This window comes from Variovorax sp. UMC13 (genome assembly GCF_014170375.1).
GTDB lineage: Bacteria > Pseudomonadota > Gammaproteobacteria > Burkholderiales > Burkholderiaceae_C > Variovorax.
In genome coordinates this window covers 1-18,695 of sequence record NZ_LZZW01000007.1, presented here as the reverse complement: position 1 = coordinate 18,695, position 18,695 = coordinate 1, and the positions used below count along the sequence as shown (strand labels likewise).

The window sequence follows — 18,695 nt, the reverse complement described above, 5'->3', positions numbered from 1 at the left end:
CAATCTGCAGCCATGTCCGCACAGAGCCCCATCGATCAGATTGCCGAGCGCGTTGAACGTCTGCTCGTGCGCCACGAAGAAATTCAGCGCACCAACACGCTGCTGCAGGAACAGGTCGATGCGCTGACGCGCGAACGCGACGCGCTCAAGTCGCGCCTCGCCGCCGCACGCACGCGCATCGACGCGGTCCTGGAGCGGCTGCCCCTCGACCCGCCACAGGATCCCGCCACCCCATGAAACAGCTCGAAGTCCAGATCATGGGACAGAGTTACCTGCTCGGCTGCCCCGAAGGCGGCGAAGCGCAGCTGCGCGAGGCGGTCGAACGCGTCGACCTCGCCATGTGCAAGATCCGCGATGCCAACAAGGTGAAGGCCCGTGACCGCATCGCGGTGCTGGCCGCGCTGAACCTGGCCTTCGACCTGGGCCAGCAGCCCGAAGCGGCCGAAGCCCCCGCGCCGGCGCCCGCCGAGGCCGAGCCCACGGCCCACAGCGCGCACGATGCCGAGCGCGCCGCGCAGTTGCTGCAGCGCCTCGACCAGGCCCTCGCGCGCGACAACCACCTGCTCTGACAAAAAGCCCGCGCGGTCACGCGGGCGGGGTCGATGCAGGCGTAAAATCACGCCTGTCTGCAGTGCGCGTCGGGCTTAATATTTCCTTGTTCCAATGCTCTCCGGAGCCGGGCTTGGTACATCGCTGGACGGGCGTGATCATCTCGCGTCAGATGAACCCGAAGTCCTGCTGCCCTCGCCCACCTGAACCCTGGTTCAGGATGCGGGTCCGGCGCACCCCACTGCAGACACCTTTTTTCCTGGCGACGGCCCCTTGATCGGGGCCGTCGTCTTTTCCGCCCCGCACCGCCCATGCCGCTCGAACCGCTGTTGATCGTGGAACTCGCCCTGCTGGGCATCGGCAGCGGCTTCCTCGCCGGGCTGCTGGGCATCGGCGGCGGCATGGTGATGGTGCCCTTCATCACCATCATCCTCGGCCAGCGCGGCGTGTCGCCCGACCTGGCGGTGAAGATGGCGATCGCGACCTCGATGGCCACCATCGTCTTCACCTCGGTCTCGAGCGTGCGCGCGCACCACAAGCGCGGCGCGGTGCGCTGGGACATCGTCAAGCGGCTGTCGCCTGGCATCGTGGTCGGCAGCCTGGTGGGCAGCCTGGGCGTGTTCGCGCTGCTCAAGGGCACGGCGCTGGCGATCTTCTTCGCGCTGTTCGTGGGCTTCTCCGCCACGCAGATGTTCCTCGACAAGAAGCCGACCCCCACGCGCCAGATGCCCGGCACCGGCGGCCAGTTCGCCGCGGGCGGCGTGATCGGCTTCATCTCGGGCCTGGTCGGCGCGGGCGGCGGCTTCATCAGCGTCCCGTTCATGACCTGGTGCAACGTCGCGATCCACAACGCCGTCGCCACCAGCGCGGCGCTGGGCTTCCCGATCGCCGTGGCCAACGTGGTGGGCTACGTCCTCAGCGGTACCTCGGTGCAGGGCCTGCCCGCCGGCGCCTTCGGCTACATCTGGCTGCCGGCGCTGGTCGTGATCGCGGCCTGCAGCGTGTTCACCGCCCCGCTGGGCGCCCGGGCAGCGCACAGCCTGCCGGTGAAGAAGCTCAAGCGGGTGTTCGCCAGCGTGCTGTACCTGCTGGCCGCGTACATGCTCTGGAAGGGTCTCGGCGGCTGAGCCACCGATCCGGCGCGCAAAATCATTCATTCCTGCGGGCGGCCCGGACCGTCCGCCCAACTAGGAGCAAGCCATGGGCGCACAGTGGAAAGCAAAGCACAAGGACCTGGCCGCCAATGCCAAGGGCCGGATGTTCGGAAAACTGGCCAAGGACATCATGATCGCGGCACGCAGCGGCGCCGACCCGGCCTCCAACGCCCGGCTGCGGCTGGTGGTCGAGCAGGCGCGCAAGGTCTCGATGCCCAAGGAAACGCTCGACCGCGCGATCAAGAAGGGCGCGGGCCTGACCGGCGAGGCGGTGCATTTCGAGCATGTGATCTATGAAGGCTTCGCGCCGCACCGGGTGCCGGTGATGGTCGAATGCCTGACCGACAACGTGAACCGCACCGCGCCCGAGATGCGGGTGCTGTTCCGCAAGGGCCAGTTGGGCACCTCGGGCTCGGTGGCCTGGGATTTCGACCACCTCGGCATGATCGAGGCCGAGCCGGCCACCGCGGGTGCCGATCCCGAACTCGCGGCCATCGAAGCCGGCGCCCAGGATTTCGAGCCCGGCCATGAGGAAGGCGCAACGCTGTTCCTCACGGCCCCGGCCGACCTCGACCTGGTGAGCCGCGCGCTGCCCGCACAGGGCTTCACCGTGCTGTCGGCCAAGCTGGGCTACAAGCCCAAGAACCCGGTCGATCCGGCCAGCCTGAGCGCGGCGGACCTGGAGGAAGTCGAAGTCTTCCTGGCGGCCATCGACGCCAACGACGACGTGCAGAACGTGTACGTCGGGCTCGCCGGCTGAGCGGCCGGCCGCGCGAGGCTCAGGCCTCGAGCTCGGCCGTCTCCACCAAGTCGAGGGCGCGGATGTCCTCGGACAGTTGTCGAAGCCGCGTCCACGCACCGGCTTCGCCGTTGGCGATGGCCAGCAGCAGTTGGGCGTACTCGTCGGTCATGGCGGTCCACTGTTCGAATCTGCTGTCCATGTCTCGGCTCCTGCTGTTTGGGAATCACAGCTCGGAGACAAAGAATGCAAAGTGCGTGCCACGGCCTGCTGCGGACAGAAGGCACTGTAGGGCCCAGGTAAGTCATTGCCATGACTCGACGGCGCCCCGCCGGGGCGATGTACCCGTCACGTTACGAAGAAAAGCTTCGTACCCGTAACACCAAAGACAACACTGCGGCCCGGGTTGCTCAACGCCCGCGGAGGCGGCTGGCAGCCTGCCAAAGGCCCGACTTGGCGCTGTCGCGCCAGGCCTGAGCGCCGATGGGCGCGGGCGCCATGCCGAAGCGGCCCAGCACGCGGCGCGAGGCGTGGTTGAAGTTGAGCGCGCGGCGCCAGGCCATCGACTGGCGCGTGTTGAAGATGATCGACATCGAGATCGATACGTCGTCGGGCCCGTTGCGCACGTGGTGGCCCGCGACGAAGGGGATGTGGATGGCCTCGCCCGGCTGGAAGGCGAAGCAGGTGCCGAGCGCGTCGGTCTCCTTCGACCAGTGGAGCCGCGTGTTGGCATAGGACACGTAGGCCTCGCGCTGCACCGCGGTCACGACCCGCTCGTCCCACTGCGGGAACACGGTCACCTCCTTGCTGCCGCGGAACTGCATCAGGAAGGTCGAATAGCGGTCGATGTGGAAGGGCGTGACGCTGTTGGGCGAGGCGATGAACAGGTAGAGCTGCGGGTCGACCGCCTCGGTGCCCACGCCGTGGCGGCGCATCAGGCTCTCGACGTCGCCGATCAGCTCGCGGTGCAGCGACGCGAAGGACGGATCGATCTCCGGTCCGCTGACCATCACGTAGGAATCGCTGACCCGGATGTTCTCGATGGTCTCCTCGATGCTGCGCTCGGCCGGCTTGCGGCTGAAGGTGCCTTCGAAGTCGTCGCCTTCCTTGAGCCGACCCATCGAGTACATCACGCGCTTGGGCGGCAGGGCCGGGATCACGCGCGCCAGGTTCTCCAGGCTCAGCGCCGGATGGCCCATGAGCTTGTGCTGGAACTTGAAGGCCTCGCGGTCGAAATGCTCGAACGCCGCACCGTCCTCGAAACACTGCATCGCCCACTCCAGTTCTCTCTTGCCGCGGGCATGGCGCCGCGCGGCTGCGCCGGATGGCGCGGGCTGGAATGTAGTCCTTTTTACTAACTGCAACAAGTTATTTCGGCACACCCGCGTCTCAGTCGTAGACGATCACGGCCTTCCCGGCCTCGGCCTGCGCGGTCCAGCTCGCGAGCGCTGCGTCGTTGGGGAAGAACTTGGCGCGCTCGCCCAGTTCGAGCTCGACCTTGGCGCCGCCGCGCGCCATCGTGAGCCGCACCGGCAGCCCCTGGCGCAGCTCGCCCACCTCGCTCATCTCGATGCGCGGCGGGAAGTCCTTCACCAGCTGCGCGATGTCCGGCGCCTTGCCGTTGACCGCCACGCGCAGGTAGCGGCCGAAGCGGCAGCGCGCCGCCGCCAGGTCCCAGACCTGCTGCACCTGGAAGCGGGCCTCGAAGCCGTTGCGCCCGGGCTGCAAGCGCCCGCTGACGATGACCAGCTCGTCGTCCTTGAGCGTGTTGCGGTTGGCGTTCATCACCGCCTCGTCGGCGGTGGCGTCGATCGCGCCCGACTTGTCGTCGAGCTTGAAGATGGCCAGCCGGCCGCGCTGGCCGTTGATCACCCGCATGTCGCTCACGATGCCGGCGATCACCTGCGGCTCGCGGCCGTCGAGCAGGTCGTCGATCTGGCGCTTGCAGAAGCGCCGCACCTCGTGCGCCACCTCGTCGAACAGGTGGCCCGACAGGTAGAAGCCGACGGCGGTCTTCTCGTAGGTCAGCCGCTCCTTCACGCCCCAGGGCGTGGCGTCGACCAGCTCGGGCTCCTGCGAGGCCGAGCCGTGCTCGCAGTCGCCGAAGATGTCGACCTGCGAGGCGTTGGCGGCCGTGGCCGCGGCGAATTCGAAGGCCCGGTCGAGCGAGGCCAGCAGCGACGCGCGGTTCTGCTGGATCGCGTCGAAGGCGCCGGCCTTGATCAGCGCCTCGACCGTGCGCTTGTTGATGCGCTGGCGGTCGATGCGCACGCAGAAGTCGTAGAGGCTCTTGAACGGCCCGCCCTCTTCCCGCGCCCGCACCACGGCCTCGACCGCCAGCTGGCCCGTGCCCTTGACGGCACCCAGCCCGTAGCGGATCACCTTGTCGGTCACGGGCTCGAAGCGGTAGTTGCCGCGGTTCACGTCCGGCGGCTCGAAGCTCATGCCGAAGTTCTTGGTGGCGTCCTCGAACAGCAGCTTGAGCTTGTCCGTGTCGTCCATTTCCACGGTCATGTTGGCGCAGTAGAACTCGGCCGTGTAGTGGACCTTGAGCCAGCCCGTGTGGTAGGCCAGCAGCGAGTAGGCGGCCGCGTGCGACTTGTTGAAGCCGTAGCCCGCGAACTTCTCCATCAAGTCGAAGATCTCGTCGGCCTTGTCCTGCGGGATGCCGTGGGTGGCGAGCGCGCCCGCGCGGAATTTCTCGCGGTGCTCGGCCATCTCCTCGAGCTTCTTCTTGCCCATCGCGCGGCGCAGCAGGTCGGCGCCGCCGAGCGAGTAGCCACCCAGGATCTGCGCGGTCTGCATCACCTGCTCCTGGTAGACCATGATCCCGTAGGTCTCGGAGAGCATCTGGGCCACGGCCGGGTGCGGGTACTCCACCGTCTCGCGGCCGTGCTTGCGCGCCACGAAGCTGGGGATCAGGTCCATCGGGCCCGGGCGGTACAGCGCGTTGAGCGCGATCAGGTCTTCCAGCCGGGTCGGCCGCGCGTCCTTGAGCATGCCCTGCATGCCGCGCGATTCGAACTGGAACACCGCCTCGGTCTTGCCGTCGGAGAACAGCCGGTAGGTGGCGGCGTCGTCGAGCTTGATGTCCTCGTAGTTGAAGTTCTCGCGGCCCTTGTGGCGCTTGACGATGAACTCGCGCGCGATCTCCAGGATGGTCAGCGTGGCCAGGCCCAAAAAGTCGAACTTGACCAGGCCCACGGCCTCCACGTCGTCCTTGTCGTACTGGCTCACGGCCGACTCGCTGCCCGGCTGCTGGTAGAGCGGGCAGAAGTCGGTGAGCTTGCCGGGCGCGATCAGCACGCCGCCTGCGTGCATGCCGATGTTGCGGGTCATGCCCTCGAGCTTCTGCGCGAGCTCGACCAGCATCCGGACTTCCTCTTCCTTCTCGATGCGCTCCTTGAGCTGGGGCTCCATCTCGATGGCGTAGTTGTTCTTGTCGCCCTCGATCTTCTTCTCGGGCGGGTACTGCAGCGTGACCGACATGCCGGGCTTGTTCGGGATCAGCTTGCTCACGCCGTCGCAGAACATGTAGCTCATGTCGAGCACCCGGCCCACGTCGCGGATCGCGGCGCGCGCGGCCATGGTGCCGAAGGTGGCGATCTGGCTCACGGCGTTGCGGCCGTACTTGTCCTTCACGTAGTCGATCACCCGGTCGCGGTTGCCCTGGCAGAAGTCGATGTCGAAGTCGGGCATCGAGACGCGTTCGGGGTTCAGGAAACGTTCGAACAGCAGCGCGTACTCGAGCGGGTCGAGGTCGGTGATCTTGAGCGCATAGGCCACCAGCGAGCCGGCGCCCGAGCCCCGGCCCGGTCCCACCGGGCAGCCGTTGGCCTTGGCCCACTGGATGAAGTCGCCCACGATCAGGAAGTAGCCGGGGAAGCCCATCTTCAGGATCGTGTTGATCTCGAACTCCAGCCGCTCGACGTAGCGCGGCCGCTCGGCGTCGCGTTTGGCCGCATCGGGATAGAGGTGCTTGAGCCGCACCTCCAGGCCCTCGAAGGACTCCTGGCGGAAGAAGTCGTCGATCGGCATGCGCACGCCTTCGGAGACGAAGGGCGTCGGGAAGTCGGGCAGCTGCGGCTTGCCCAGCACCAGCGTGAGGTTGCAGCGCTTGGCGATCTCGACCGTGTTGGCGATCGCGCTGGGCACGTCGGCGAACAGCGCCTCCATCTCGGCGGCCGACTTGAAGTACTGGTCGCGGGTGAACTTGCGCACGCGGCGCGGGTTGCCCAGGATCTCGCCCTCGGAGATGCAGACGCGCGCCTCGTGCGCCTCGTAGTCCTCGGCGGTGCCGAACTGCACCGGGTGCGTGGCGACCACCGGCAGCTTGAGCCGCGCGGCCAGCTGCACCGCGGCGATCACGTGCGGCTCGTCCTCGGGCCGGCCGGCGCGCTGGAGCTCGATGTAGAAGCGGTGCGGGAACAGGCCGGCCAGCTGCAGCGCGAGTTCGCCCGCGCGCTCGGCCTGGCCCTGCAGCAGCGCCGCGCCCAGCGGCCCGGCCTGCGCGCCCGAGAGCGCGATCAGCCCGCCGTTGAGTTCCTCCAGCCAGGCCAGCTTGCAGGCGGCCTGCGACTGCCCGCGACCGACGTTCTGCGTCCAGGCCCGCGCCAGCAGCTCGGACAGGTGGAGATAACCCTCGGTGTTCTGCACCAGCAGGATGATCCGGGTCAGCGCGCCGGGCTCGGCGCCCAGGCCCTCGATGAAGACTTCGGCGCCCAGCACCGGCTTGATGCCGGCGCCGCGCGCTTCCTTGTAGAACTTGACACCGCCGAACAGGTTGTTCAGGTCGGTGATGGCCAGCGCGGGCTGGCGGTCGGCCTTGGCGGCGGCCACGACTTCGTCGATGCGGTTGGTGCCGTCGACGACGGAGAATTCGGTGTGCAGGCGCAGATGGACAAACATCGCGCCATTGTAGGAAGCCGGGCCGCCCGCGCCGGCCGCGGGCCGGGTTGCAATATGTTAGGGCGCGCCGTCCACGCCCAGCCGCGCCGCAAGGTCGGCCAGCGCCTTCCAGCCGGCCTCGCCCAGTTCGATGTGCGTGGCATGGCACGCGCGGTGGCGCGCCTCGTACTCGCCCGGGTACTGCACGCCCTCCTCCGCGCCCCGGCCCGGCTGCGGCGGGCAGGACAGCAGGTAGTCGATGAAGGCGCCGGTCTCCTGCGCCTGCCAGGCCGCCGCGCCCGCCCGTGCCGGGTCGAACACCAGCGCGAACAGGTTGTTGGTCGCCAGGCCGCGGCGCGGGTGCGCGGGCTGGATCGTGCCGCCGCCCGACAGCACGCCGGCCAGCAGCTCGGCCACCACGCCCAGCGCATAGCCCTTGTGGCCGCCGAAGGGCAGCAGCGCGCCCGGCGGGTCGGCGAACATCGCGGCCGGGTCGGTGGTGGGCCGGCCCTGCCCGTCGATCAGTGCGCCGGGCGGCGCCGGCTCGCCCTCGTCGGCCAGCACGCGCGCCTTGTTGAGCGCGATGGTGCTGGTCGCCATGTCGACGATCAACGGCGGCCGGCCATCGGGCAGCGGACTCGCGAAGCACAAGGGGTTGGTCGTCATGCGCGCCTCGGCGCCGCCGAAGGGCGCGACCATCGGCGGCCGGTGCGTCACGTTGGTGAAGGCCATCAGCACCATGCCCGCGGCCGCCACCTGCTCGCCGTAGTGGCCCATGCGGCCCAGGTGGTGGCTGTCGCGCAGCGTGACGATGCAGTGGCCGTGCCGGCGTGCGGCCTCGACGGCCGAGGCCATGACCTCCCGGCCCACGAACTGGCCGAAGCCGTGGTGGCCGTGCCAGGCCTGCAGGCTGCCGCTGTCGTTGAGCAGCTCGGGCCGCGCACTGCCGTCGAGCTGCCCCTCGGCCAGCGCCTTGGCGTAGCCCGGCAGGATCGAGATGCCGTGGCTGGCGTAGCCCACGCGGTCGGACTCGACCAGGTGCAGCGCCACGGCCTGGGCGATGTCCTCGGGCACGCCCTGCTTGCGCAGCAGGTTCTCGACGAAGCGCAGGGCGGCGGGAATGGCGAGGCGGATGCTCATGCGGTGTGTGTGTGTAGCAGGCCAGGGGCCGGACGGGCAAAGGCCCATGCTAGATCGCCCGAAGACGCCGCACCTTGCGCCAGGTCAAGAAGCGGCGCCGCGGCCGGGCAGCCGGCGCTTCTACAATTCCGCCCGTGCTTCCCATCCTCAACATCGCCGCCTATCTCTTCAGCGCCATTGAAGACCCCCTCGCCCTGAAACCCGTGCTGCTGGCCAGCGCGCAGGCCCGCCAGCTGATGGGCACCATCCTGCTGGCGCCCGAGGGCATCAACCTGTTCCTGGCCGGTGCGCCGGAGGAAGTGCACGGCTTCGTCGCCGAACTGCGCGCCGACCCGCGCTTCGCCACGCTCGAGACCAAGGAGAGCTGGTCCCATACCCAGCCCTTCCGCCGCATGCTGGTGAAGGTCAAGCGCGAGATCATCCGCATGGACCATCCCGCGATCCAGCCGGCGGCGGGCCGCGCGCCGGGGGTCGAGGCCGAGACGCTCAAGCGCTGGCTCGACCAGGGGCACGACGACGCCGGGCAGCCCGTGGTGCTGCTCGACACGCGCAACGCCTTCGAGGTCGACCACGGCACCTTCGAGGGCGCGATCGACTGGCGGATCGAGAAATTCACCGAGTTCCCGCAGGCGCTGCTGGACCACCGCGACGAGCTCGCGGGCAAGACGGTGGTGAGCTTCTGCACCGGCGGCATCCGCTGCGAGAAGGCCGCGATCCTGATGCGCGAACAGGGCGTGGAGAACGTGCTGCAGCTCGAGGGCGGCATCCTCAAATACTTCGAAACCATCGGCGGCGCGCACTACCGCGGCGACTGCTTCGTCTTCGACGGCCGCCGCACGCTGGCGCCCGACCTGAGCGCGACCGGCAACGCGGCGAGCGCGCGGGCCGCGGAAGACCCGGACCTGGCGCTCAAGGGCTGAGCTTGTCTTACTCCCTCTCCCTCCGGGAGAGGGTGGGGGTGAGGGCTGGCAGCCCTCGCTGAAGCACGTTGTCGAACGACCGCCGCCGCCCTCACCCTGCCCTCTCCCAAAAGGAGAAGGAAAAGAAACTCAGGCCGGCGTGGTCCCCGTGTCCGGCGCCGGGCTCTGCACCTGGAACGGATGCCCCGGCAGCGGGATGAACTCGGTCTCGCCCGGCACCTGGCCCATGCGCTGGGCGGCCCAGTCGTCACCGGCCTGCAGGATGCGTTCGCGCCGGCTCGAGACGAAATTCCAGGTGATGTAGCGCGGGCCGTCGAGCGGCGCGCCGCCGACCACCATCAGGCGCACCGCCGTGTCGGCGCTCAAGGTTGCGCCCTGCCCGGCCGGCAGCGCGGCCATGGTGTGGGCCTCGACCGCCACGCCGTCGATGCGCACATCGGCGTCGACCGGGTACACCGCCAGCTCGGGTGCCAGCGCGGGCAGCACGAAGGAGGTGCCCGCGGGCAGCGCGATGTCGAGGTAGAGCGTGGGCGCGAAGGTCTTGACGGGCGAGCGCAGGCCGAAGGCTTCGCCGATCAGCACGCGCACGCGCGCACCCTGTTCGTCGGCTTCGGGGATCGCGTCGGCCGCGGTGTGCGTGAAGCTGGGCTCGACCTCCTCGAAGGCCTGCGGCAGCGCGGCCCACAGCTGCAGGCCGTGGTTCACGTAGTCGTCGGCGCGCAGGCGCTCGGGCTTGCGCTCCGAATGCACGATGCCGCGCCCGGCGGTCATCCAGTTGATGGCGCCGGGCAGGATCTCCTGCACGCTGCCGAGGCTGTCGCGATGCATCATCGCGCCCTCGAAAAGATAGGTGACGGTGGCCAGCCCGATGTGCGGATGCGGGCGCACGTCGTGCTGGGTGTCGGGGGTTTCGGTGGCCGGCCCGAAATGATCGAAGAAGACGAAGGGGCCGACCGACCGGCGCTGCGCGGCCGGCAGCAGGCGGCGGACCTTGAAGCCGCCACCGAGGTCCTTGTCGTGGGGGCGAAGCAGCGTGGGTGCGGTCATTCTTTTCGTTCCTTCATTCATCGTGTGCGTGCCGCGGTCACCTGGGCCACGCGTTCGCCGAAGGCGCGCGCGGTGTCGAAGTCTCCCTTGGCCATCTCGGCCGGGCTCGCGTCGGAGGGCGAGACCGTCAGCAGGCCGCCGTAGCCGCCCACGTAGTTGAGCGCATCGCGGCGCGCGGCCTTGTCGTTGGCGGGATGGATGCCCATGCTGATCCACAGGCCGCCATGCTGCATGGCCAGCGTCCAGAGGTAGCCCATGGTCGCGACCTTGTCGCCGTTCATGGTCGCGCTGTTGGTGAAGCCCGCGAAGAGCTTGTCCTTCCAGCCCTCGGCGTACCAGACCTTGGACGAGGCATCGGCGAACTTCTTGAACTGCCAGCTCACGCCGCCCATGTAGGTCGGCGAGCCAAACACGATGGTGTCGGCCTCGGCCAGGGCTTCCCAGCCGCCGGCGGCCAGGTTGCCGTCGGCGTCGATGGCGATCAGTTCGGCGCCCGCAGCCTCCGCCACCGCCTGCGCCACGCGCTGGGTGTGGCCATAGCCGGAATGGAAAACGACGGCGATGCGGGGCATGGAGCGATCCTCTTGAAAAATAAAACGCAGCTTAGCGCTTGTCGATGCTCAGCCGGCCCGGACCGAAGGCCCAGACGACCAGCAGGCCACCGACCACGGCGATGTTCTTGAAGAACATCAGCTGGTTCACGAAGGCCTTGTCGGCGGCCATGGCCCAGTAGTTGTGGAAGGAGAAGGTCGCGACCAGCGTGAACAGCGCGATGCCGATGGCGGCCCAGCGCGTCTTGAAGCCGACCAGCAGTGCCAGGCCCAGGCCCAGCTCCACCAGGATCGCGACCACGGCCGCGACCTGCGGCACCGGCAGGCCGACCGAGGCGATGTAGCCGACCGTGCCGGCAAAGCCCATGAGCTTGCCGAAGCCGGCGGGCACGAACAAGGCGGCCAGCAGGATGCGGCCGACGAGCGCGGCGACGTCCTGGCTGCCGGTGGTGGAGACGCCCGTCGGGCGGGTGGTGGTGATGGTGGACATGAAAAAACTCCTCGGTTGAAAAAATGGAAAGAGAAAAGACGGGTCAGAACGGGCGAAGGAACCGTCGCGAGCGCGCCGAGCCTGCGTCGAGGAGCGGAGCCGCACTTGCGTGCGGTGAGCACCGCAGATGCGGGATCGGGGTGCGCAGCAGGTTCATTCGCTCGTTCTCAGGCGGCGAGATCGAACACCAGCACTTCGGCATCCTTGCCGCCGGCCAGCGCCAGCTGCGCCTCGCCTTCGAGCATCGCGGCGTCGCCGGTCACCAGCTTGCGACCGTTGACCTCGAGCTCGCCGCGCACCAGGTGCACATAGCTCTTGCGCGCCGGGTCCAGCGTCAGCGCCGCCTTCTCGTCGCCATCCAGCAGACCGGCGTAGAGCCGCGCATCGGCATGCACCGTGACCGAGCCCTCGCTGCCGTCGGGCGAGGCCACCAGCCGCAGCCGGCCGCGCTTGTCGGCCGCATCGAACTGCTTCTGCTCGTAGCCCGGCGCGATGCCGCGCTCGTTGGGCAGCAGCCAGATCTGCAGGAAGTGCGTGGTCTCGTCCTTCTTGTGGTTGAACTCGCTGTGCATCACGCCGCGGCCCGCGCTCATGCGCTGGACGTCGCCCGGCGGAATGCTCTCGATGTTGCCCATGCTGTCCTTGTGCGCCAGCTCGCCCGACAGCACATAGCTGATGATTTCCATGTCCTTGTGGCCATGGGTGCCGAAGCCGGCGCCGGCCGCGACGCGGTCCTCGTTGATCACGCGCAGGTTGCCGAAGCCCATGTGGGCCGGGTCGTGGTAGCCGGCGAAGGAGAAGCTGTGGAAGGACTTGAGCCAGCCGTGATCGGCGTAGCCACGTTCCTGGGATTTGCGAATCGTCAACATCGTTGAACTCCTGGGCCCTGGGGCCTCTTTCGAAGGGCCGCGCCGTGTGCGCAGCGGATGCATGTAACTTTAGGGCGGCCGTTCCGCCCTGCAGTGGCCCGCTTTTGATGGCACCATTCAATTTTTTTGAATGACCTTCAGACCATGCCCAACGCCCGCGACGTCCTGACCCCCGAGGCCCTGGCCATGCTGCAGACGGTGGTCAGCGCCGGCAGCTTCGCGGGCGCGGCCCGGGTGCTCGACCTGGTGCCCAGCGCGCTGAGCTACCGGGTGCGCCAGATCGAGGACGCGCTCGACGTGCTGCTGTTCGACCGCAGCGCGCGCCAGGCCCGGCTCACCGAAGCCGGCGCCGAGCTGATGCGCGAGGCGCCGCGGCTGCTGGGCGACCTCGAGGCCGTGGCCAACCGCGTCAAGCGCGTGGCGACCGGCTGGGAGCCGCTGCTGACCATCGCCATGGACAGCGTGATCGCGCGCGACCCGATGCTCGACCTGGTGGGCGCCTTCTACGCGCTCGAGCCGCCGACCCGGCTCAAGCTGCGCGACGAGACCCTGCTGGGCACCATCGAGGCGCTGGCCAGCGGCGAGGCCGACCTGGCCGTGGGCTCGGTGCTGGATGCGGCCGCCCTGGGCTTCACCGCGCCGTCGATCCGCACCCGGCTGCTGGGCGAGCTGCGCTTCGTCTACGCGGTGGCGCCGCATCATCCGCTGGCCGCGTTGCCGCAGCCGCTCAGCGATGCCGCGCTGCGCGCGCACCGCGCGGTGGCCGCGGCCGACTCCTCGCGCGCCGGCCCGCGCATGACGGTCAACCTGATCGGCGGGCAGGACGTGCTGACCGTGCCCACCATGCAGGCCAAGCTGTCGGCCCAGCTGCACGGCCTGGGCGGCGGCTTCCTGCCCGAGCCCATGGCGCGGCCCTACATCGAGGCCGGCCACCTGGTCGAGCTGCGCACCGAGCGAGTCCAGCCCGTGGGGCAGATGCACCTGGCCTGGCGCGTGCGCAGCAATGCGCAGCCCGGACGCGCGCTCGAGTGGTGGCTCGCGCAGTTCGAGCACGAGGGCACGCGGCGCGCATTGCTCGAGCGGCATCGCGGCCGCTGAACGCCCCGCAAGCCGATGTAGAGTCAGCTGCCCAACCGTCATCGTCCCGTCATCGAACGCCTTCCAGAAAGAGACCTGCCATGACCACCACCCTGCCCGCCGACCGTCACCGAAGCACCGCCACCGGCCCCCGTCACTTCGCCATCGTCGGCGCCGGCATGGCCGGCGTGGCCTGCGCCCGCACGCTGCTGCAGGCCGGCCACGAGGTCACCGTGTTCGAGGCCGAGGCCAGCGCCGGCGGCCGCATGGCCAGCGAATCCACGGCCTTCGGCCGCTTTGACAGCGGCGCCCAGTACTTCACCGTGCGCGACGAGCGTTTTGCGCTGGCCCTGCAGACCGCCACCAAGATCTGCCGCCCCTGGAGCGCCAACCTCGTGCGCGTGCTCGACCCCCACGGCCGCGTGGCCGAGGCCGCCCTGCCCGCGCGCGACCCGCACTACGTGGCGCAGCCCGGCATGGACGCGCTGGTGGCGCACTGGGCAGAGCCGCTGGGCCAGCGCCTGGTGACCGGCGCCCAGGTGCTGCAGATCGAGCCCGACGCGCTCGACCGCAGCCGCTGGCAGCTGCGCACCGAGGGCGACGCGGCCCCCGTCCATTCCGGCTTCGATGCCGTGCTGCTGGCCGTGCCGCCCGCGCGTGCGCGACTGCTGCTGGGCCGCAGCAAGATCGCGCCCACGCTGGAGCGCAACATCGCCAAGGTGCAGGCCTCGCCCTGCTGGACCCTGATGATCGCCTTCCCCCAGGCCAGCCAGCCCACGCTGCCGCACCTGGGCCCGCAATGGAACGCGGCGCGCAGCACCCACCACCGCGTGGCCTGGCTGGCGCGCGAATCGTCCAAGCCCGGCCGCGAGCCGGTCGAGCGCTGGACGCTGCAGGCCAGCCCCACCTGGTCGCAGGAACACCTGCGCGACGACGCTTCCCGCGTCGAGGCCAAGCTGCTGCGCGCCTTCTCGGAGATCACCGGCATCCACGCCACGCCCAGCTATGCGCGCGCCCGCTGCTGGCCCGAGGCCCAGACCCAGGCCCCGCTGGGCAAGCCTCACCTGTGGGACGCCAAGGCCCGCATCGGCCTGGCCGGCGACTGGTGCATGGGCCACCGGGTCGAGGACGCCTTCCTCTCGGGCCTGTCGCTGGCCCTGGCGGTGATCTAAGGCCCGCCCGCCGACCGCATGCGCGGCCGCTTCGCCCCCTCCCCGACCGGCCCGCTGCATGCGGGTTCGCTGGTCGCCGCGCTGGCCAGCTGGCTCGACGTGCGCGCCCGCGGCCCGCAGGCCCAGTGGCTGGTGCGCATCGAGGACGCCGACACCGAGCGCTGCCTGCCCGGCATGGGCACGCACATCCTGCAGCAGCTGGCGGCCTGCGGCCTGCGGCCCGACGAGGCGCCGGTCTGGCAGACCCAGCGAGGCGCGCGCTACGAAGCCGCGCTGGCCGCGCTGCAGGCGCAGGGCCTTGCCTATCCCTGCGGCTGCTCGCGCAAGGACATCGGCGAGGCGCTGGCGCAGCGCGGCCAGGCGCCCGAGCGGCACGGCGAGCGCGTCTACCCCGGCACCTGCCGCGACGGCTTGCACGGCAAGCCCGCGCGCGCCTGGCGCTTCGCCACTTTCAAGGTCGATGCCGAACTGCGCTGGACCGACCGCCGGCTGGGCCCGCAGCGGCAGGACGTGGCCGGCGAGGTCGGCGACTTCGTGCTGCGCCGCGCCGACGGCCCCTGGGCCTACCAGCTGGCGGTGGTGGTGGACGATGCCGAGCAGGGCGTGACCGACGTGGTCCGCGGCGAGGACCTGGCCGACAACACCGCGCGCCAGATCCTGCTGCAGCGCGCCCTCGGCTTCCCCACGCCGAGCTACCTCCACACGCCGCTGGTGCGCGGCGCCGACGGCGACAAGCTGTCGAAGCAGAACGGCGCCACCGCGCTCGACACCGGCACGCCGCAAGCCGCCCTGGCCGCGCTCGACCGGGCCGCGCGCGTGCTGGGCCTGGCGGCCACCCCGGCCCTGAATTGCGCGGCCGCGCTGGCCGGCTGGGTGCCCGAATGGCGCGCTCTCTACAATTCGCGGCCCTCATGAACTTCCCCGACACCGTGCCCCACGACCTCCCGCCCAGCGAAGACGCGCCCGCCACCGACGACGGCGCCCCCGACGCGTCCCTACCGCATCCGCTGCACCGGCGCCTCAAGAGCTTCGTGAAGCGCGCGGGCCGCACCACCGACGGCCAGGCGCGGGCCTTCGCCGAACTGGGACCGCTGTTCCTGCTGCCCTACACGCCCGAGGCGCTGGACCTGACGGCGGCCTTCGGCGGCCGCGCCGCCCCGACCGTGCTCGAGATCGGTTTCGGCATGGGCGAGGCCACGGCCCACATCGCGACCGTGCTGCCCGAGACCAACTTCCTCTGCTGTGAGGTGCACGAGCCCGGCGTGGGCGCCCTGCTCAAGCGCATCGGCGAACAGTCGATCCCGAACATCCGGATCTGCGCGCACGACGCGGTCGACGTGCTCGACCACATGCTGCAGCCCGGCACGCTGGCCGGTGTCCACATCTTCTTTCCCGACCCCTGGCACAAGAAGCGGCACAACAAGCGCCGCCTGATCCAGGCCGAGTTCGTGACCAAGCTGGCGCAGCACCTGCAGCCGGGCGGCTACATCCATTGCGCCACCGACTGGCAGCCCTACGCCGAGCAGATGCTCGAGGTGCTGTCGCAGGAGCCGCTGCTACGCAACACGGCCGCCGCCTATGCCGAGAAGCCGCACTACCGCCCGCTGACCAAGTTCGAGAACCGCGGCCTCAAGCTGGGCCACGGCGTCTGGGACCTGGTGTTCCGGCGCGCCTGAGGCGCGGCCGCCTCAGTCCTCGAGGCGGAAGCGGAACGGCACCTGCACCAGGTGACGCACAGCGCGCCCCTGGGCATCGCGCGCCGGCTCGTAGCGCCACTGGCGCACCGCTTCCACCACCGCGGCGTCGAGCAGCGGATGCGGGCTGCGCAGGATGCGCACGGTCTCGGGCACGCCCAGCGTGTCGACGAAGAAGCTCGCCACCACCGTGCCGTCGATGCCGCGCTCGGCCAGCGCCGCCGGAAAGACCGGCGCCGGCCGGCGCAGCGGCACGGGCAGCACGACGGCCGCCGGGGCCGGCGGCGCGGGGGCGACGCTGACCATCGGCGGTGCGGCCTGCTCGACGGCGATCGTCGGCGGATGCGCGACCGGTCCCGCGGACGGCGGGAGCATCTCGTCGTCGGTCGGGGGTTTGCGGGGCATCGTGCAGCCGGCCAGCACGATGGAGAGCAGGAGTGCCGAGAGGATCGGCGTCGGGCGTGAGGGGGATGGCATTCCCCATTATCGGAAGGCGGGCGGCGCGGCTGCCGCTTCAGGCCGGGCCGCGTCGATCGGCCGCCAGCAGGGGCATGCGGATCGTGAAGCGCGTGCCGCCCCGCGCGGAGCCGTCGGCGGAGATTTCGCCGCCCTGGCGCAGCACCAGCATGTGCACGATCGACAGGCCCAGGCCCGAGCCGCCGGTGGCGCGCGAGCGCGAGTTGTCCGAGCGCTGGAAGCGCTGGAACAGGTTCTGGCACACGTCCTCGGGCAGCCCGGCCCCGGCATCGCTGATGCTCAGCACCGCCATGCCTGCGCCGGTGTCCGCCCGCAGCCGGATGCCCAGCCAGGCGCCGTCGCGCGCATAGCGCAGCACGTTCTCGGTCAGGTTGGAGATCACCTGGCGCATCCGGTCCGGATCGGCATGGACCCAGACATGGCCCTGGCCGATGTCCAGCTCCGGCGCGATGCCGTGCTCGGCCAGCCGGCTGGCGTAGCCGGCCACGGTGTCCTGCACCAGCATCGCCAGGTCCACCCGCGCGGTCTGCAGCGACAGGCCGCCCGCATCCGCCATCGACAGCATGTGCAGGTCGTCCACCAGCCGCCCCAGGTGCTCGACCTGGTCCAGCAGGGTGCGGAATTCCGCGCCGTCGGCCGGAATCACGCCGTCGCACACCGCATGCAGGCGCGCGCGCAGCACGGCCAGCGGGGTGCGCAGCTCGTGCGAGACCGCCGCCGCCGTGGCCTTGCGCTCGCGCTCCAGCTGCTCCAGCGCGTCCGTCATGTGGTTGAAGTCGTTGACCATGTCGGCCATCTCGCCGCGTTCCCCGCCGGGCTCGGCGCGCACCGAGAAATCGCCCAGCGCCACGCGCTGCGCGGCCTCGGCCATCGAGGCCAGCGGCAAGGTGACGAAGCGCGAGACCCAGAAGCCCGCGGCCAGGCCGAAGGGCAGGCACACCAGCAGGCCGATCAGCAGCGACCACTTCTCGCCGAACAGCAGGTCGCCGCGCCAGTACTGGCCGTAGATCTGCATGGCGCGCGGGCTGTCTTCCAGCGAGCGATCCTGCAGCACGTCGAGCTCCTGCTGCACGTTCTCCGGCAGGCTGCCGTAGAAGCCCCGGTACTGCAGCTCGGAGAACAGCATGACGCTCGCCCCCAGGATCGCGATGGTGACCAGCACCGTGGCCGCGATCCAGAGCCCGAAGCGGATCCAGATGCGGTCTAGGGGCCGGGCCATAGGCGGTAGCCGATGCTGCGCACCGTCTCGATGAGCCCTTCCTGGCCCGCGTCCTGCAGCTTGCGCCGCAGCTTGCTCAGGTGCGAGTCGATCACCCGGTCGAGCGCGTCGCTCTCGGGCAGGCAGGTCTCGATCAGGTGGCTGCGCGAGAAGCAGCGGCGCGGCTGACTGGCCAGGCAGGCCAGCAGGCGGAATTCGGTCAGGGTCAGCGGCAGCGGGTGCAGCGTGCCGTCGTCGTCGACGGTCGAGGCGCCGTGGGCCTCCATGTCCACCACCAGGCGCCCAACGCGGATCGGCGCCGCGCGCGTCTCGGCCGGACGGGCCCCGGTGCGGCGCAGCACGGCGCGCACCCGCGCCACCACCTCGGCCGGGCTGAAGGGCTTGACCACGTAGTCGTCGGCCCCCATGCGCAGGCTCAGCAGCTTGTCGACGTCGTCGGCCAGCGCGGTCACCATGATCACCGGGGTGTCGCTGTCGCTGCGGATCGCCTTGAGCACGTCCACGCCGTCCATGCCGGGCAGGTGGATGTCGAGCAGCACGATGTCGGGCCGCAACTGGCCAAACAGGCGCAGCGCCGAGGGGCCGTCGACCGCGCGCTGGGTCCGCATGCCGTCGCGCTGCAGGTAGGCCACCAGGATGTCGGCGATGCCCGACTCGTCCTCGACGACCAGCGCCAGCGGGCCGGGGTCGGAGGCCGTGCGGGGGGGGAT

Annotated in this window: 20 protein-coding genes; 9 read left to right on the top strand and 11 right to left on the bottom strand. The window is 70.1% G+C overall.

The features are described 5' to 3' along the window. Nucleotides 1–12: 12 nt before the first annotated feature. The 4 genes from A9977_RS03690 (at nt 13) to A9977_RS03675 (ending at nt 2,463) form a co-directional block, all read left to right on the top strand. Complete coding sequence (locus A9977_RS03690; RefSeq protein WP_183023534.1) at nt 13–237, top strand: DUF904 domain-containing protein; 225 nt, start codon at nt 13–15, stop codon at nt 235–237. Further along, nucleotides 234–569 (top strand): cell division protein ZapA, encoded by a 336-nt coding sequence (locus A9977_RS03685; protein WP_183023533.1) that lies wholly within the window; start codon nt 234–236, stop codon nt 567–569. The genes A9977_RS03690 and A9977_RS03685 overlap by 4 nt, the downstream gene beginning before the upstream one ends. 291 nt (nt 570–860) lie before the next feature. Beyond that, complete coding sequence (locus A9977_RS03680) at nt 861–1,676, top strand: sulfite exporter TauE/SafE family protein (RefSeq protein WP_183023532.1); 816 nt, start codon at nt 861–863, stop codon at nt 1,674–1,676. Between the two features lie 73 nt (nt 1,677–1,749). After that, nucleotides 1,750–2,463 (top strand): YebC/PmpR family DNA-binding transcriptional regulator, encoded by a 714-nt coding sequence (locus A9977_RS03675; protein WP_183023531.1) that lies wholly within the window; start codon nt 1,750–1,752, stop codon nt 2,461–2,463. 19 nt (nt 2,464–2,482) lie between these two features. Here A9977_RS03675 and A9977_RS03670 read toward each other — a convergent pair whose 3' ends face one another. The 4 genes from A9977_RS03670 to A9977_RS03655 all read right to left on the bottom strand — a co-directional run bounded on the left by A9977_RS03670 (nt 2,483) and on the right by A9977_RS03655 (nt 8,463). Continuing rightward, nucleotides 2,483–2,644 carry a hypothetical protein gene (locus tag A9977_RS03670; RefSeq protein WP_183023530.1) on the bottom strand — a complete coding sequence of 54 codons (162 nt, stop codon included), beginning with the start codon at nt 2,642–2,644 and terminating at the stop codon, nt 2,483–2,485. 208 nt (nt 2,645–2,852) lie between these two features. Next, on the bottom strand, nt 2,853–3,713 hold the full coding sequence (locus A9977_RS03665; protein WP_183023529.1) for a cupin-like domain-containing protein: 861 nt from the start codon (nt 3,711–3,713) through the stop codon (nt 2,853–2,855). A gap of 118 nt (nt 3,714–3,831) precedes the next feature. Then, nucleotides 3,832–7,350, bottom strand: a complete 3,519-nt coding sequence (gene dnaE, locus A9977_RS03660; RefSeq protein WP_183023528.1) for a DNA polymerase III subunit alpha — start codon at nt 7,348–7,350, stop codon at nt 3,832–3,834. A gap of 57 nt (nt 7,351–7,407) precedes the next feature. After that, nucleotides 7,408–8,463, bottom strand: a complete 1,056-nt coding sequence (locus A9977_RS03655; protein ID WP_183023666.1) for an Ldh family oxidoreductase — start codon at nt 8,461–8,463, stop codon at nt 7,408–7,410. 140 nt (nt 8,464–8,603) lie between these two features. Between A9977_RS03655 and A9977_RS03650 the strand changes: the two genes are divergently transcribed. Further along, nucleotides 8,604–9,389, top strand: a complete 786-nt coding sequence (locus A9977_RS03650) for a sulfurtransferase (protein ID WP_183023527.1) — start codon at nt 8,604–8,606, stop codon at nt 9,387–9,389. Between the two features lie 129 nt (nt 9,390–9,518). On the opposite strand, the gene A9977_RS03645 is transcribed toward A9977_RS03650, so the two are convergent. The 4 genes from A9977_RS03645 to A9977_RS03630 form a co-directional block, all read right to left on the bottom strand. After that, on the bottom strand, nt 9,519–10,436 hold the full coding sequence (locus A9977_RS03645; protein ID WP_183023526.1) for a pirin family protein: 918 nt from the start codon (nt 10,434–10,436) through the stop codon (nt 9,519–9,521). 17 nt (nt 10,437–10,453) lie between these two features. Next, nucleotides 10,454–11,008 carry a flavodoxin family protein gene (locus tag A9977_RS03640; protein WP_183023525.1) on the bottom strand — a complete coding sequence of 185 codons (555 nt, stop codon included), beginning with the start codon at nt 11,006–11,008 and terminating at the stop codon, nt 10,454–10,456. 31 nt (nt 11,009–11,039) lie between these two features. Beyond that, nucleotides 11,040–11,477 carry a DoxX family protein gene (locus tag A9977_RS03635; protein WP_183023524.1) on the bottom strand — a complete coding sequence of 146 codons (438 nt, stop codon included), beginning with the start codon at nt 11,475–11,477 and terminating at the stop codon, nt 11,040–11,042. A 167-nt stretch (nt 11,478–11,644) separates the two neighbouring features. After that, the gene (locus tag A9977_RS03630) at nt 11,645–12,346 is read right to left on the bottom strand and encodes a pirin family protein (RefSeq protein ID WP_183023523.1); all 702 of its coding nucleotides are present in this window, start codon (nt 12,344–12,346) and stop codon (nt 11,645–11,647) included. Between the two features lie 144 nt (nt 12,347–12,490). Between A9977_RS03630 and A9977_RS03625 the strand changes: the two genes are divergently transcribed. The 4 genes from A9977_RS03625 (at nt 12,491) to trmB (ending at nt 16,271) form a co-directional block, all read left to right on the top strand. Beyond that, the gene (locus A9977_RS03625; protein WP_183023522.1) at nt 12,491–13,444 is read left to right on the top strand and encodes a LysR family transcriptional regulator; all 954 of its coding nucleotides are present in this window, start codon (nt 12,491–12,493) and stop codon (nt 13,442–13,444) included. An 80-nt stretch (nt 13,445–13,524) separates the two neighbouring features. Further along, on the top strand, nt 13,525–14,595 hold the full coding sequence (locus tag A9977_RS03620) for an NAD(P)/FAD-dependent oxidoreductase (protein ID WP_183023521.1): 1,071 nt from the start codon (nt 13,525–13,527) through the stop codon (nt 14,593–14,595). Nucleotides 14,596–14,613: 18 nt separating this feature from the next. Next, complete coding sequence (gluQRS, locus tag A9977_RS03615; protein WP_183023520.1) at nt 14,614–15,510, top strand: tRNA glutamyl-Q(34) synthetase GluQRS; 897 nt, start codon at nt 14,614–14,616, stop codon at nt 15,508–15,510. Next, nucleotides 15,507–16,271 (top strand): tRNA (guanosine(46)-N7)-methyltransferase TrmB, encoded by a 765-nt coding sequence (trmB, locus tag A9977_RS03610; RefSeq protein WP_183023519.1) that lies wholly within the window; start codon nt 15,507–15,509, stop codon nt 16,269–16,271. The genes gluQRS and trmB overlap by 4 nt, the downstream gene beginning before the upstream one ends. 12 nt (nt 16,272–16,283) lie before the next feature. On the opposite strand, the gene A9977_RS03605 is transcribed toward trmB, so the two are convergent. The 3 genes from A9977_RS03605 to A9977_RS03595 are packed head-to-tail and all read right to left on the bottom strand — an operon-like array spanning nt 16,284 to nt 18,695. Beyond that, nucleotides 16,284–16,766, bottom strand: a complete 483-nt coding sequence (locus A9977_RS03605; RefSeq protein WP_183023518.1) for an energy transducer TonB — start codon at nt 16,764–16,766, stop codon at nt 16,284–16,286. Nucleotides 16,767–16,803: 37 nt separating this feature from the next. Further along, nucleotides 16,804–17,985 carry an ATP-binding protein gene (locus A9977_RS03600; protein ID WP_183023517.1) on the bottom strand — a complete coding sequence of 394 codons (1,182 nt, stop codon included), beginning with the start codon at nt 17,983–17,985 and terminating at the stop codon, nt 16,804–16,806. Continuing rightward, nucleotides 17,970–18,695 carry a response regulator gene (locus A9977_RS03595; RefSeq protein ID WP_183023516.1) on the bottom strand — a complete coding sequence of 242 codons (726 nt, stop codon included), beginning with the start codon at nt 18,693–18,695 and terminating at the stop codon, nt 17,970–17,972. Before A9977_RS03595 ends, A9977_RS03600 begins: the two co-directional genes overlap by 16 nt.